The organism is Bradyrhizobium pachyrhizi (assembly GCF_029714545.1).
Classification (GTDB): domain Bacteria; phylum Pseudomonadota; class Alphaproteobacteria; order Rhizobiales; family Xanthobacteraceae; genus Bradyrhizobium; species Bradyrhizobium pachyrhizi.
The window spans coordinates 3,587,439-3,602,553 of the sequence record NZ_CP121667.1 but is presented as its reverse complement, the minus strand read 5'-3'; the positions used below and the strand labels follow the sequence as shown (position 1 = coordinate 3,602,553).

Below are 15,115 nucleotides of genomic sequence, written 5' to 3'. Positions count from 1 at the left end.
TGCAATTGCAACTGAGTGGCGATTACACGTGGCGAACGACACTTGATGTTCACCGTTGGCCTGCTAAACCGCCGCTCATGAGTTCTTCGAACACCAGCGCACCCTCCACCAAGACATCGGTCGCAGCGATCTCGATCCTCGCCAGCGGCAGCATGGCGGTGGCGAAGTTCGTCGTCGGTATCGCGATCGGATCGCTGGCGCTGATCTCCGAGGCGCTGCACTCGTCGATCGACCTGGTCGCCACCATCATCACCTGGGCGGTGGTGCGGGTGTCGGACCAGCCGGCCGACGCCGAGCATCATTACGGCCACGGCAAGTTCGAGAGCGTCTCGGCGCTCGGCATCATCGCTTTGCTCTATGTGCTGGCCGGCGGCATCCTGGTGCAGGCCTATAGCCATCTGCGCGAAGGGACGCCGCCGCCGTCGATCTCGGCCATTCCCTTTGTCGTTCTGGTCATCGATATCGGCGTCAATCTGTGGCGGGCCCGCGCGCTGCACCGCGCCGCGCGCGACACCAAGAGCCAGGCGCTGGCCGCCGACGCCCTGCATTTCGCCTCCGACGTGATGGGCTCGACCGCCGTCATTGTCGGCCTGGTGCTGGCCGGCTTCGGCTTCTGGTGGGGCGATGCCGCGGCGGCGATCGCGGTCGCGGTGATGATCGCCCTGCTCGGCCTGCGCATGGCGCGGGAGACGGTCGAGACCCTGCTCGACCGCGCGCCCGAAGGCGCGCTGGAAAAGGCCACCGCCGTCATCAAGGCCGTACCGGGGGTGGTCGATGTCGACCGGTTGCGCGTCCGCATGGTCGGCGCGACGCATTTCATCGACGCCATCGCCAAGGTGCCGCGCACCTACCCGATCGACCGCGTCGAGGACATCAAGCGCAGGGCACAGGCGGCGGTGACCAAGACGTTCGGCGACGCCGACCTCACCTTCACCGCGGTGCCGGTGGCGCGCGACAATGAGAGCGTGCGCGAGCGCATCATGGTGATCGCGCGCAATTCCGGCCTCGCCATCCACCACGTCACGGTGCACGACATCGGCGGCAAGCTGATCGTCGGCATCGACCTCGAGGTCGACGGCGACATGGCGCTCGACGCGGCGCACGACATCGCCCACGAGCTCGAGCGCGCGATCCGCGAGGATTTCGGCGAGGACGTCGAGGTCGACACCCATATCGAGCCGCTCGAGCCGGAACTGCCGTGGGGAACCGACGCCGCGCCCGACCGCGTCGAAGTCATCAAGGCGGCGCTGACCGGCTTTGCCGATGGCGGTGCGATCCATGACATCCACAATGTGCGGGTCCGCAACACCGACGCCGGCGAGGTCGTCAACTTCCATTGCCGCGCGCGGCCTTCGATGAGTGTGATCAAGGTGCACGAAAGCGTCGACGAGATCGAACGCAAACTGCGTCGTGCGTTCCCCACCGTGAAGCGTGTGATCAGTCACGCAGAGCCGACGCGCGCGTAATTCTACGGAGCCGTTCCTGTTTCGGACTCACTTTGCGCCGCATGATTCTCTCCGGGACAAGAATTTTTTCGCATTAACGAATCGTTGACTCTCGACAGTCCCGGAAATCTGGATTCAAATGATCATGATTCGGATGCATCGTGGGGAGCATCCGAACCGGGTAAAAAATCAGCTTAGAGCGGGGGTCTCAGGCATGGCGCGCGCGCATGCAGCGAACGCGTGCGTCCAATCCGATTCGATCAAGGGATTGGCGCAGTCGATCGCGAAACCGGCCTATCACAGGCTCCTGACGGCCGAGCCTGCACTGCGCCGCGCTGTCCCTACCCTCATCATCGCCTTCCTCATCACGATCTGCCTCGGCGCCTTCGTCCAGGTGATCGACCAGAACCGGCAGAAGCGCGGCGCGATGAAGCGCGACCTCGCCGCGCTGTCCGACATCCTAGCCGAACGTCTCGATCGCCTGACCTCGGTGCGGCGCGACCGGCTCGCCAATATCGAGCGGATGCAGGAACTGCTGCCGGACCTGATCCCGTCCTGGGGCATCGCCTATGGCCGCCACGTCATCATCACCAGCGCCGATCACCGTGTGCTGGCGCGCGTGCCGGTCGATGGCGCCGGCGAGAACGACCGCATCCTCGACATCGTCTCCACCGCGCAGCTGCTGGTCGCGCCCGGCCAGCAGGGCACGGTCAGCGACATGACGCTGCCCGGCGGCACGGGCGCGCTGGCGATCTCGCAGCTCGTCAAGTCGCTGCCCGGCCAGGTCGTCGTCATCCAGGAGATGAACGAGCCGATCTGGGGATCGGACGCGGCGCTCTCGGTGACGCTGTCGGCGACCACGAGCTTCGTGGTGCTGATCCTCGGCTTCGCCTTCCACTGGCAATCGACCCGCGCCCGCGAGGGCGACCTGATCAACGACGCCGTGCGCGGCCGGATCGACACCGCGCTCAACCGCGGCCGCTGCGGATTGTGGGACTGGGACCTGTCGCGCGGCAGGATCTTCTGGTCGCAGTCGATGTTCACGCTGCTCGGCCTCGACACCCGCAACGACCTCCTCACCTTCGGCGAGGTCAATGCGCTGGTGAATTCGGACGACATCAACCTGTTCGACATCGCCGACCAGCTGATCGCGGGCAAGATCGATCACATCGACCAGAGCTTCCGCATGCGCCATGTCGGCGGCCACTGGATCTGGCTGCGGGTGCGCTGCGAGCTCAGCCACGCCGCGGCCGACGGCGGCCTGCATCTGATCGGCATCGCGGTCGACATCACTGAGCAGAAGAGCCTCGCCGAGAAGTCGGTGGAAGCCGATCTCAGGCTGCGCGACGCGATCGAGACCATTCCGGAGGCCTTCGTGCTCTGGGATGCCGACGATCGTCTCGTGCTCTGCAACTCGCACTTCCAGCGGCTGCACAAGCTGCCCGATTCCGCCGTCAGCCCCGGTACCTCCTACGAGACCGTGATCGAGGTCGGCAGCATGCCGGAAGTGCGCACCCGCCTGCACGAGAGCGGCGTGCCGGCGCCCGGCGCCCGCACCTTCGAGGCCCAGCTCGACGACGGCAGCTGGTTGCACATCAGCGAGCGCCGCACCAAGGACGGCGGCTACGTCTCGGTCGGCACCGACATCACCCGCATCAAGGCGCACGAGCAGAAGCTGGTCGACAACGACCTGCGCCTGCGCGCCACCGTGATCGACCTGCAGCGCTCGCAATCCGAACTGGAGCGGCAGGCCGTCGAGCTTGCCGACCTCGCCGAAAAATATTCGCAGGAGAAGACCCGCGCCGAGGACGCCAACGCCGCCAAGTCGAAGTTCCTCGCCAACATGAGCCATGAGCTGCGCACCCCGCTCAATGCCATCATCGGCTTCTCCGAGATCATGGGCAGCGGCCTGTTCGGCACGCTCGGCTCGGACAAATATGCGGAATACTGCCACGACATCCTGACGTCGGGGAAATACCTGCTCGAGGTCATCAACGACATTCTCGACATGTCGAAGATCGAGGCCGGCCGCATGAAGTTCGACATGGAGCCGCTCGATCTCTCCGGCATCCTCGCGGAGTCGCTGCGCGTGGTCTCCGGCCGCGCCGAGCACAAGGGATTGTCGCTGGAGTCGGATATCGAAAGCACGATCTCGGTCGTCGCCGACCGCCGCGCGGTCAAGCAGATCATCGTCAACCTGCTCTCCAATGCGGTGAAGTTCACGCCCGACCACGGTCGTGTGCTGGTGCGCGGTCAGATGCTGGATGACTCGATCGTGCTGTTGATCGCCGACAGCGGCATCGGCATCGCGCCGGAATCGCTGCGGCGGCTCGGCAAGCCGTTCGAGCAGGTCGAGAGCCAGCTCACCAAGAGCTACCAGGGCTCAGGCCTCGGACTTGCGATCGCGCGCTCGCTCACCAACCTGCACAGCGGCTCGATGCGGCTGCGCTCCAAGCTCGGCGTCGGCACCGTCGTGCGCGTCACGCTCCCGCGCGATCCGCGGTCCCTGCAGACGAAGCTGCCGGAAGCGGCCTGAGCCTCCCACACTACTTCGCAAGCACCCCTTCCAGCAGCGCGGAATCACCGAGCACGGCCAGCGTCTCGCGAGGCGTGAGATGCCGGACTGCCTGGTCGAAGCTGTCGCTTGCCTCGATCCGTGCACGCGCCACCGCGAGGTGAAGATCGATCTCGCCCGGACCGCCGCGCCGCGCCGGCGGCAGCGACGAGAGATGGCGATGCAGCAGCCCGGAATCCTGCCGCAACGTCGCGAGCGCGGGGGCCGATGCGAGTGCCGGCGACGATGCCAGCTCATTGGCGCGGACCAGCACGCGTGGCGGCTTCGCTTCCTCCGGCGTCACGAACAGCGCGCGCATCGCCGGCCTGGCGGTCCAGGCCCCGATCGGGATCGCAAACAGCAGGCCGACGATCACCGGCGACATCCACAGCAGCAGCGGCAGCGACACCGCCCAGGCGCTTATCGCCATCGCAACACCGCAGGCGGTGGGAACGCCGTACTTCCGATAGAGCTCCCGCCGCTCGACCGCGCCGTCATCGCGCCGCTGCGTCTGCCAGCCGGCATCCCGGCCGAGCAGGATCTCGACGACGGCAATCGACTGGAACACCATCATGACCGGTGCGATCATCGCCGAGATCAGCACCTCGGCGATCACGCCCGTCAGCGCCCGGAAACCGCCGCCGAATTGCCGGCGCACGTCCGACCGTGTCAGCAACAGGAGGAAGCCGAGCAGCTTCGGCACGATCAGCAGCGCCATGGTGAGGCCAAACACCCAGGCGGCGAGCACCGGGTCCTGCGCCGGCCAGTTCGGGAACAGCGAAAAGCCCTTCGGAAAATATTCGGGCCGAATGAAGCGCGCCTGCAACGAGATCAGGATTCCGAGCAGCAGGAACGACAGCCAGAGCGGCGCGGTGATGTAGGAGCCGATCCCGGTCATGAAATGCAGCCGCGAGATCCAGTGCAGCCGGCGCGTCCTCAGCACGGCGAGATGCTGCAGATTGCCCTGGCACCAGCGGCGGTCGCGCGCGGCAAAATCCAAGAGCGACGGCGGGACCTCCTCGAAACTGCCGCCGAGCATCGGGGCCATGTAGATGCCCCAGCCGGCGCGCCGCATCAGCGCCGCCTCGACGAAGTCGTGGCTCAGGATATGTCCGCCGAACGGCTTGCGTCCGGAGAGTTCGGGCAGCCCCGCCTGCTGCGCAAATGCCTCGATCCTGATGATGGCGTTGTGCCCCCAATAATTGCCCTCGGAGCCGTGCCACCACGCAACGCCGGCGGCGACCATCGGTCCGTAGAGCCGGCCGGCAAACTGCTGCAGGCGGCTGAACAGGCTGCGCGCGTTGACGATGACCGGCAGCGTCTGCAGCAGCGCCGCCTGCGGATTGGTCTCCATGGCGTGCGCCATCCGCACCATGGTGTCGCCCGACATCAGGCTGTCGGCGTCGAGCACGATCATGAACCGATAGGCGCCGCCGAACCGCGTGATCCACTCGCCGACATTTCCGGACTTTCGCGCCGTATTGTCGGCGCGATGCCGGTAGAACAGCCGTTGCGCGCCGCAGGCCTCGCACAGTTCGAGGAACGCCCGTTCCTCGGCGATCCAGATATCCGGATCGCGGGTGTCGCTGAGCACGAACCAGTCGAAGCTGTCGCCCTGCCCGGTCGCCTCGACGGACTCGTAGATGGCGCGCAGGCGCGCCATCAATTGATGCGGATTCTCGTTGTAGGTCGGGAGCAGGACCGCGGTCCGGCTCGCGAGCTGCGGCAAGGGACCATCGTCGCGGATCGGCAAGGCATTGCCGTTGCGCCGAAGCAGAACGAAGAAGCCGGCGAGCGCCGAAGCGAACGAAAACGCGATCCAGGCGAGCAGCGCGACGAACAGCACCAGCACCATGCCCTCCATGATCGTCACGCCGCCGACCTGGACCACCATGTACATCTCGTAGGCGCCGGCACCGGTCAGCGCTACGGTCAACATCAGGACGAACGCGCGGCGCATCAACATGCCCGCACCGACCGACACCGGCGTGCTCACCGCATGCGGCGGCCGGCCGAGATCGGCCGCCGACATCGCAAGCGGGCTCTCTTGTGGCAGGAAGCCTTCGGCCGCCGCGGCGACGTCGGACTGAGGCGACGTGACTATGGCGCCCATCGATAGACCCAGATCTCGGAGAGCGGCTTGTCATCCTGCGCCAGATGCGCACGCAGCTCGATCGGGTCCTTCTTGACGGCGCATTGGAAGCTGAGCCGCCATCCGCCGGTATTCGGATTTGGCTGCGTGACGACATTCGTGATCTCGGACTTCTCGGCCGTCACGACGCCCTTGACGCTGCCGGGATCGATCCCCTTCAGATTGTCCCCGAACAGGTCGAGCACGAACAGCTTGCTGTTCTCGCCATGCGCGCCGATGCCGCTGCGCGTGAAGCGCGCGAGCGAGTGCGGCTTCGGCGCATCCGGCCCCCAATGCAGGCGATAGGTGAAATTGGTCTCGCTCTTGGCCTTGGGCGGCGCCTTCGGCCGCCAGAATGCGGCGATGTTGTCGTGGATCTCTTCCTTGGTCGGGATCTCGATCAGAATGACCGCGCCCTCGCCCCAGTCGCCGATCGGCTCGACCCACAGGCTCGGACGCTTCTCGAAGCGCGATTCGATGTCCTGATAGGCGAAGAAATTCTTCTCACGCTGCATCAGCCCGAAGCCATGCGGATTGACGTCCTGGAACGTGCTGATCTGGAGGTCGCGCGGATTGCTCAGCGGGCGCCACAGGCTCTCGCCCTTGCCGTTGTAGATCGCAAGCCCGTCCGAATCGTGCACCGACGGCCGGAAGTCGTCGACCTCGTTGCGATCGTTGGGCCCGAAGAAGAACATGCTCGTCATCGGCGCAAGGCCGGCATGCTCGAGATCGGCGCGCGGATAGAGCGATGCCTCGACATCGAACACCGTGGTCGCTCCGGGTCTGATCGTGAAGCGATAGCTTGCCGCGCAGCTCTTGCTGTCGAGCAAGGCGTGAATGACCAGCGAGGTCGCGTTGGGCACCGGGCGCTCGAGCCAGAACGCCTTGAAGAACGGAAACTCCTCGCCCTTGGCCTCGCCGGTATCGATCGACAGGCCGCGCGCCGACAGGCCATAGGTCTCCTCCTTGGCGACCGCGCGGAAATAGCTCGCGCCGAGGAAGACGCAGACCTCGTCATAGTAGTTCGGCTTGTTGATCGGCGCGTGGATGCGAAATCCGGCAAAGCCGAGGTCGGTCTCGGTGAAGTCAGGCACGGTCTCGCCGAACGAGAACATGTCCTTGCTATACTTGACTTCGCTGATCTTGCCGTCGGCGACCTCGAAGATCTTGACCTTGTTCTTGTAGAAGAAACCGCGGTGGAAGAACTGCGCTTCGAACGGCAGCTTCGAACCGCGCCACAGCGCGCGCTCGGGCGTGAAGCGGATCGACCGGTACTGGTCGTAGTTGAGGTCCGTCAGGCCGTTCGGCAACTTCTCGTCCGGCGCCTCGAACGACTTGCTGGCGAGATTGCGCGCAAGCTCCCTGACCATGCCTGGGTTGAAGGGTGCGTCCGTCGCGCTCCCTGCGGCGGCGGCTTGGCGCTGTGGCAAGAACATGAGTGTCGGCAACACGGCCGATCCGTGGAGTAACTGGCGACGATTCAAAGCAGCTCCTGCTCGCTGACCGGGACGCCGCAATGCAACCGCCGAGCCGGCGCTGAGTTCCATCTTTGCTGCGAGCAAGCGAAGATTGTCCGCCGGCTGAACACCAGGACTTGCTTCAACGCAAGCACACAACGCGTGGTCGGTTGCTGCTGTGCCGGAACCGTGGCGGAAAGGCTACGAAAGAATGCCGAGAGCTACGCGCTCTCGAGCGTCGGCGCGACCTCGCGTGCGACCTGCACCAAGGCTGCGATCAACGGCGTCATCGGATCGCGCTGCGGGATCACGAGGCCGATGCTGTAGTCCACGACCGGATCGACGATCGGAATGCTGCGCACCGCATCCGCAAGGCCGAGCGTCTCGGCGAGCTTGGCCGGCATCACGCTGGCCCAGCGGCCGGTCTTCACATGGGTGTAGAGCACGAGCAGTGAGTTCGACGTCAGCGTTGGCGTCGCCTCAGCGCCGACCGAGGTCAACGCGCGATCGATGATGCGGCGGTTCTGCATGTCGGGCGTGAGCAGACAGAGCGGCACGGTGCCAACTTCCTTCCACGTCACCTGCTTGCGGTCGCCGAACATCGCATCCGGCGCCGTCAGCAAGCGATAGCTCTCATTGTAGAGCGGGATGGTGCGGACCTTGCCGATCGGCTCGTTCTCGATATAGGTCAGCCCGGCATCGACCTCGAGATTCTCGAGCAGGCCGAGCACGTCGGCCGACGTGCACGACTGGATGCGGAACCGCACGTCGGGATGGCGCGCCCGGAACGGTGTGGTGAGCGAGGCCACCATGCCGAGCGCGGTCGGGATCGCCGCGATCCGGATCTCGCCCGACAGCTTGTCCTTGAGGCTGTTGATCTCCTGCTTCATCGCGCGCGCATCGCCGACGATGCGCCGCGCCCAGTCCAGCGTCCGCTCCCCTTCCGGCGTAAAGCCCTGGAAGCGGGATCCGCGCTGCACCAGCATGACGCCGAGGATCTCCTCGAGCTGCTTGAGGCTGGTCGACATCGTCGGCTGGGTGACGCCGCAGGCCTCCGCAGCCCGGCCGAAATGCCGTTCCTTGGCCAGCGCCAGCAGAAGTTCCAGCTTGTCGATCAAGGTTCAAACCCCCTCGGAAAACGGTGCCCCAAGCGGCAGCCCAACACGTCCATAGGTAGCACGATCGGGGTGCGATCCCGAAATCCAAAGCGCCGCGGAAGTGCGTGATTCCAGAACATTATTACGAAACCGCATCGATCCATTCGACGACGCTATTAATCGCGTTTCGCAATCGCCGCATGAGACAGCTTTATTGATGTTTCGAAGGATTCCAACTCTCATGTGCGAAGCAAAAAACTGATCGTGAGAAGCGCTGATGACGGTGGGATACGAACCTTGGGACAAGGCGCGCGGCGCTGAAATCATCGCCGAGCATGCCGGGCTTGAAGGCGCCACGCTGGTGATCCTGCACGCGCTGCAGGAGGCCTTCGGCTACGTGCCGGAGCCGGCGATCCCGATGGTGGCGGAGGCGCTCAACCTGTCGCGCGCCGAGGTGCACGGCGTCTTCACCTTCTACCATGATTTCCGGAAGCAACCTGCCGGACGCCACGTCCTCAAGCTGTGCCGCGCCGAGGCCTGCCAGGCCGCCGGCGGCGATGCGCTCGCGGCGCGCGCGGAAGCCAAGCTCGGCGTTGCCCTCGGCAACACCACGGCGGATGACCGCGTGACGCTGGAGCCGATCTACTGCCTCGGGCTGTGCGCCACCGCGCCCTCGGCGATGCTGGATGGCCGCGTGGTCGGCCGGCTCGATGAAGCGCGCATCGACGCGCTGGTCGCGGAGGCACAGCGATGACGATGCGGATCTTCATTCCCCGCGACGCCGGCGCGGTTGCCGTCGGCGCCGACGACGTCGCCCTCGCCTTCGAGCAGGCCGCGGCAGCGCGCGGCATGCCGGTTGAGATCGTCAGGACCGGTTCGCGCGGCCTCTACTGGCTGGAGCCGATGGTCGAACTGGCGACCGCCCAGGGCCGCGTCGGATTCGGCCCGGCGACGCCGGCGGACGTTCCATCCCTGCTCGACGCGATGGCCGGCACTGGTCAGCACGCGCTGCGGCTTGGTGTCACGGACGAGATTCCCTGGCTGAAGCGCCAGACCCGGCTGACCTTCGCCCGCTGCGGCGTGATCGATCCGCGCTCGGTCGACGACTACCGCGCCCATGGCGGCTACAAGGGCCTGGAGCGGGCGCTGACGCTGACCTCCGACCAGATCCTCGCCGACGTCACGACGTCCGGTCTGCGCGGCCGCGGCGGCGCCGGCTTCCCCACCGGCATCAAGTGGAAGACCGTGGCGCAGGCCAGCGCCGACCGCAAATACATCGTCTGCAACGCCGACGAAGGCGACAGCGGTACCTTCGCCGACCGCATGATCATGGAAGGCGACCCCTTCGTCGTGATCGAGGGCATGACGATCGCAGGTATCACGGTAGGCGCCACCAAGGGCTACATCTACATCCGCTCGGAATATCCGCACGCGGTCGACGCGATGAACGCGGCGATCGTGGCCGCCCGCCGCGCCGGTTTGCTCGGCAAGCGCATCGGCGGCTCCGCCCATGAGTTCGATCTCGAGGTGCGGGTCGGCGCCGGCGCCTATGTCTGCGGCGAAGAGACCTCGCTGCTGGAAAGCCTCGAGGGCCGCCGCGGCATCGTGCGGGCCAAGCCGCCGCTGCCGGCGCATAAGGGCCTGTTCGGCCGCCCGAGCGTGATCAACAACGTGCTGTCGTTCGCGGCGATTCCCTTCATCCTCGACAACGGCGCCAGGGCCTACGCCGATTTCGGCATGGGCCGCTCGCGCGGCACGATGCCGATCCAGCTCGCCGGCAACATCAGATATGGCGGGCTGTTCGAGACCGCCTTCGGCGTCACCCTCGGCGAACTCGTCGACGAGATCGGCGGCGGCACCTTCACCGGGCGCGAGGTGCGCGCGGTCCAGGTCGGCGGCCCGCTCGGGGCCTACTTCCCCCGCGCGCTGTTCGACACGCCGTTCGACTATGAAGCGTTCGCCGCGCGCGACGGCCTGATCGGCCATGGCGGGATCGTGGTGTTCGACGACAGCGTCGACATGGCGAAGCAGGCCCGCTTTGCGATGGAATTCTGCGCGGTCGAATCCTGCGGCAAGTGCACGCCGTGCCGGATCGGCTCGACCCGCGGCGTCGAGACCATCAACAAGATCATCAATGGCGAGCGCGTGGCGGAAAACCTCGCGGTTGTCGAAGACCTCTGCAACACCATGAAATTCGGCTCGCTGTGCGCACTCGGCGGCTTCACGCCCTACCCCGTGATGAGCGCATTGAAACACTTCCGGGAAGATTTTGGCGGAGATCTAGGTCCCGCACCGGCCCGGCTGCAGGCCGCGGAATAGCAAGGAAATCACGATGTCGCTGATCCAGGAAACCGATTTCGGCACGCCCAAATCCAAATCCGAGACGATGGTCACGCTGACCATCGACGGCAATCAGATCACGGTGCCCGAGGGCACCTCGATCATGCGCGCGGCGATGGAAGCCGGCACCCAGATTCCGAAGCTCTGCGCGACCGACATGGTGGACGCCTTCGGCTCCTGCCGGCTCTGCCTCGTCGAGATCGAGGGCCGCGCCGGCACGCCGGCCTCCTGCACCACGCCGGTGATGCCCGGCCTCGTCGTGCACACCCAGAGCGGGCGGCTGAAGCAGCTGCGCAAGGGCGTGATGGAGCTCTACATCTCCGACCACCCGCTGGACTGCCTGACCTGCGCCGCGAACGGCGACTGCGAATTGCAGGACATGGCGGGTGCGGTCGGCCTGCGCGACGTGCGCTACGGTTATGAAGGCGAGAACCACGTCTTCGCCAAATCGCACGGCTGCGAAAACGACAACTGGATGCCGAAGGACGAGTCGAATCCGTACTTCACCTACGACCCCTCGAAGTGCATCGTCTGCTCGCGCTGCGTCCGCGCCTGCGAGGAAGTGCAAGGCACCTTCGCGCTGACGATCTCCGGCCGCGGCTTCGACAGCCGCGTCTCGCCCGGCATGAACGAGAGCTTCCTCGGCTCCGAATGCGTATCCTGCGGCGCCTGCGTGCAGGCCTGCCCCACCGCGACGCTGACCGAGAAATCCGTGATCGAGATCGGCCAGCCCGAGCATTCGGTCGTCACCACCTGCGCCTATTGCGGCGTCGGCTGCGCCTTCAAGGCCGAGATGCGCGGCGAGGAAGTGGTGCGCATGGTGCCCTGGAAGGACGGCAAGGCCAATCGCGGCCATTCCTGCGTCAAGGGCCGCTTCGCCTGGGGTTACACCACCCACAAGGAGCGTATCCTGAAGCCGATGATCCGCGAACGGATCGAGGACCCCTGGCAGGAAGTGTCGTGGGACGAGGCGCTGAATTTCGCCGCCGCGAAGTTCAAGGGCATCCAGCAGAAATACGGCCGCGACGCGGTCGGCGGCATCACCTCGTCACGCTGCACCAATGAAGAAACCTATCTGGTGCAGAAGCTGATCCGCGCCGGCTTCGGCAACAACAATGTCGACACCTGCGCCCGCGTCTGCCATTCGCCGACCGGCTACGGCCTGTCGCAAACCTTCGGGACTTCGGCCGGCACGCAGGATTTCGATTCGGTGGAGGACACCGACGTCGTGCTGATCATCGGCGCCAATCCGGCTTCCGCCCATCCGGTGTTCGCTTCGCGGCTGAAGAAGCGGCTGCGCCAGGGCGCCAGGTTGATCGTGATCGATCCGCGCCGCACCGAGATGGTGGAGTCGCCGCATGTGAAGGCGCTGCATCTGCCGCTGATGCCCGGCACCAACGTCGCCGTGCTCACCGCGCTCGCCCATGTCATCGTGACCGAAGGGCTCGTCGATGAGACCTTCGTGCGCGAGCGCTGCGACTGGAGCGAGTTCCAGGACTGGGCGGCTTTCGTCGCCGATCCCAAGCACAGCCCGGAAGCCACCGCGATCATGACCGGCGTCGATCCGAAGGTGCTGCGCGAGGCGGCCCGGGTCTATGCCACCGGCGGCAACGGCGCGATCTATTACGGGCTCGGCGTCACCGAGCACAGCCAGGGCTCGACCACGGTGATCGCGATCGCCAACCTCGCGATGGCGACCGGCAATATCGGCCGGCCCGGCGTCGGCGTGAACCCGCTGCGCGGCCAGAACAACGTGCAGGGCTCCTGCGACATGGGCTCGTTCCCGCACGAGCTGCCGGGCTACCGCCACATCGCCGGCGATGCGGTGCGCGAGCAGTTCGAGGCGATGTGGAACGTCAAGCTCAACAACGAGCCGGGCCTGCGCATCCCGAACATGTTCGACGCCGCGATCGAAGGCAGCTTCATGGGGCTCTACGTGCAGGGCGAGGACATCCTGCAGTCCGACCCCAACACCAAGCATGTGGTGGCGGCGCTGTCGGCGATGGAATGCGTCATCGTCCACGATCTCTTCCTGAACGAGACCGCGAACTACGCCCACGTCTTCCTGCCCGGCTCGACCTTCCTCGAGAAGGACGGCACTTTCACCAATGCCGAACGCCGCATCCAGCGCGTCCGCAAGGTGATGACGCCGCTCAACGGCTATGCCGACTGGGAAGTGACGATCATGCTCGGCAAGGCGATGGGCTTTGAGATGAACTACGCCCATCCATCCGAGATCATGGACGAGATCGCCGCGCTGACGCCGACCTTCGCGGGCGTCTCCTATGCCAGGCTCGACGAGCTCGGCTCGGTGCAGTGGCCCTGCAACGAAAAGGCGCCGGAAGGCACCCCGGTGATGCATATCGGCGGCTTCGTGCGCGGCAAGGGCAAGTTCATCCTCACCGAATATATCGCGACCGACGAACGCACCGGCCCGCGCTATCCGCTGCTGCTCACCACCGGCCGCATCCTCAGCCAGTACAATGTCGGCGCGCAGACTCGCCGCACCGAGAACGTGGTGTGGCACGCCGAGGACCGGCTGGAGATCCATCCGCATGACGCCGAGCAGCGCGGCGTGCGCGATGGCGACTGGGTGCGGCTGGCAAGCCGCGCCGGCGAGACCACGTTGCGCGCCGAGATCACCGACCGCGTGGCACCGGGCGTGGTCTACACCACGTTCCACCACCCTGACACCCAGGCCAACGTCATCACGACCGATTTCTCCGACTGGGCCACCAACTGTCCGGAGTACAAGGTCACCGCGGTGCAGATCTCGCCGTCGAACGGTCCGTCCGACTGGCAGAAGGCCTATGACGAGCAGGCACGCCACTCCCGCCGCATCGCGCCGGTGGTGGAAGCTGCGGAGTAACGATGCGCGAGCCCGTCCACCAATCGAGGCGGAAAGTCTGGCGTGACGGCGTCTTCAGCGACGGCGCGCGCCTGATCCCGGAAGAGACGCCGCTCGCGCTGACCTATAATGGCGGCACCTACGCCGTGATGATGGGCTCGCCCGAGGACCTCGGCGACTTCGCCGTTGGATTCAGCCTGAGCGAAGGCATCGTGCAAGCGGCCGACGAGATCGAGACCCTCGACATCGTCGAGCTCGATGACGGCATCGAGCTTCGGATGTGGCTCAGGCCTGACAGGGCCGAGCGGATCGCCGAGCGGCGGCGCAACATCGCCGGACCGACCGGCTGCGGCCTGTGCGGCCTCGATTCCATCAGCGAGGCGGTCCGGCCGGCCGCGGTGGTGCGCGCCGGCCGCGTATTCTCGCCGCGCGAGATCATGGCGGCGATGGCGGCGGTCGCGCCGCTGCAGGAGATCAACCACCAGACCCGCGCCGTGCACGCCGCGGCATTCTGGACGGGCGCGCGCGGCATCGTGGCGCTGCGCGAGGATGTCGGTCGCCACAATGCGCTCGACAAGCTCGCCGGCGCGCTGGCCCGCGACAAGGTCAATGCCAGCGAAGGCATGGTGCTGCTCACCAGCCGCGTTTCGGTCGAAATGGTGCAGAAGACCGCCGCGATCGGCGCGCCGCTGATCGCCGCGGTGTCGGCGCCGACCGCGCTTGCGGTACGGATGGCGGATGCCGCCGGCATCACGCTCGCCGCGATCGCTCGCGCCGATGGATTTGAAATCTTTACGCATCCGGAACGCGTCACAGGCGCGGTGGCCGGCAAGGAGTCCGCTTATGTCGTCGTCGCCTGACAAACTGGTCTATATGGCGAACCAGATCGGAAAGTTCTTCCAGAGCCAGGGGCGCGACCGCGCCGTGCAGGGCATTTCCGAGCACATCTGGAAGTTCTGGGATCCGCGGATGCGCAAGCAGATCTTCGCCCATCTCGACGCCGGCGGCACCGGCCTCGATCCCGACGTCCGCGATGCCCTGCAGAAGCTGAAGCAGCAGGCGTAGGGCGCTTTTGCAGGCTCAGCTCTCGCACCGTCACGCCCGCACAATGGCTTTGCCATTGTCGCTGGAGGAGGCCGCAAAGCGGCCGTCTCGAAGGGTCGGCGGCCCGACTGTGGCCGTGCATCCTTCGAGGCTCGCAAGAGCTCGCACCTCAGCGATGACGGGTCGAGCATCGCAGTCG

10 protein-coding genes are annotated in these 15,115 nt (G+C 66.0%); 7 read left to right on the top strand and 3 right to left on the bottom strand.

The annotated features are described in order from the left end of the window. Positions 1-77: 77 nt before the first annotated feature. Together QA639_RS16450 and QA639_RS16445 are read left to right on the top strand one after the other, a co-directional pair. The gene (locus QA639_RS16450) at positions 78-1,466 is read left to right on the top strand and encodes a cation-efflux pump (RefSeq protein WP_157347309.1); all 1,389 of its coding nucleotides are present in this window, start codon (positions 78-80) and stop codon (positions 1,464-1,466) included. Between the two features lie 193 nt (positions 1,467-1,659). Next, complete coding sequence (locus tag QA639_RS16445; protein WP_283090234.1) at positions 1,660-3,981, top strand: sensor histidine kinase; 2,322 nt, start codon at positions 1,660-1,662, stop codon at positions 3,979-3,981. Positions 3,982-3,991: 10 nt separating this feature from the next. Here the strand turns inward: QA639_RS16445 and mdoH are convergent, their stop codons facing one another. The 3 genes from mdoH to QA639_RS16430 form a co-directional block, all read right to left on the bottom strand. Continuing rightward, complete coding sequence (mdoH, locus tag QA639_RS16440; protein WP_283090233.1) at positions 3,992-6,112, bottom strand: glucans biosynthesis glucosyltransferase MdoH; 2,121 nt, start codon at positions 6,110-6,112, stop codon at positions 3,992-3,994. Further along, a complete protein-coding gene (locus QA639_RS16435) occupies positions 6,100-7,566 on the bottom strand; it encodes a glucan biosynthesis protein G (RefSeq protein WP_283090589.1) in 1,467 nt (488 codons plus the stop codon). The genes mdoH and QA639_RS16435 overlap by 13 nt, the downstream gene beginning before the upstream one ends. 242 nt (positions 7,567-7,808) lie before the next feature. Next, positions 7,809-8,705 (bottom strand): LysR family transcriptional regulator, encoded by an 897-nt coding sequence (locus tag QA639_RS16430; RefSeq protein WP_018270739.1) that lies wholly within the window; start codon positions 8,703-8,705, stop codon positions 7,809-7,811. Positions 8,706-8,961: 256 nt separating this feature from the next. Here QA639_RS16430 and QA639_RS16425 point away from each other — a divergent pair, with 256 nt between their 5' ends. From QA639_RS16425 to QA639_RS16405, 5 genes are read left to right on the top strand one after another with little or no spacing between them, the layout of a single operon-like run. Beyond that, positions 8,962-9,438: a formate dehydrogenase subunit gamma gene (locus QA639_RS16425; RefSeq protein WP_028331545.1), complete on the top strand. Its 477-nt coding sequence runs from the start codon at positions 8,962-8,964 to the stop codon at positions 9,436-9,438. Next, positions 9,435-11,003, top strand: a complete 1,569-nt coding sequence (locus tag QA639_RS16420; RefSeq protein WP_028331546.1) for a formate dehydrogenase beta subunit — start codon at positions 9,435-9,437, stop codon at positions 11,001-11,003. The genes QA639_RS16425 and QA639_RS16420 overlap by 4 nt, the downstream gene beginning before the upstream one ends. A gap of 13 nt (positions 11,004-11,016) precedes the next feature. Next, positions 11,017-13,893 carry a formate dehydrogenase subunit alpha gene (fdhF, locus tag QA639_RS16415; protein WP_157347321.1) on the top strand — a complete coding sequence of 959 codons (2,877 nt, stop codon included), beginning with the start codon at positions 11,017-11,019 and terminating at the stop codon, positions 13,891-13,893. A gap of 2 nt (positions 13,894-13,895) precedes the next feature. Further along, positions 13,896-14,732, top strand: a complete 837-nt coding sequence (gene fdhD / locus QA639_RS16410) for a formate dehydrogenase accessory sulfurtransferase FdhD (protein ID WP_050387035.1) — start codon at positions 13,896-13,898, stop codon at positions 14,730-14,732. Continuing rightward, a complete protein-coding gene (locus QA639_RS16405) occupies positions 14,716-14,937 on the top strand; it encodes a formate dehydrogenase subunit delta (protein ID WP_028331549.1) in 222 nt (73 codons plus the stop codon). Before fdhD ends, QA639_RS16405 begins: the two co-directional genes overlap by 17 nt. Positions 14,938-15,115: the final 178 nt, after the last annotated feature.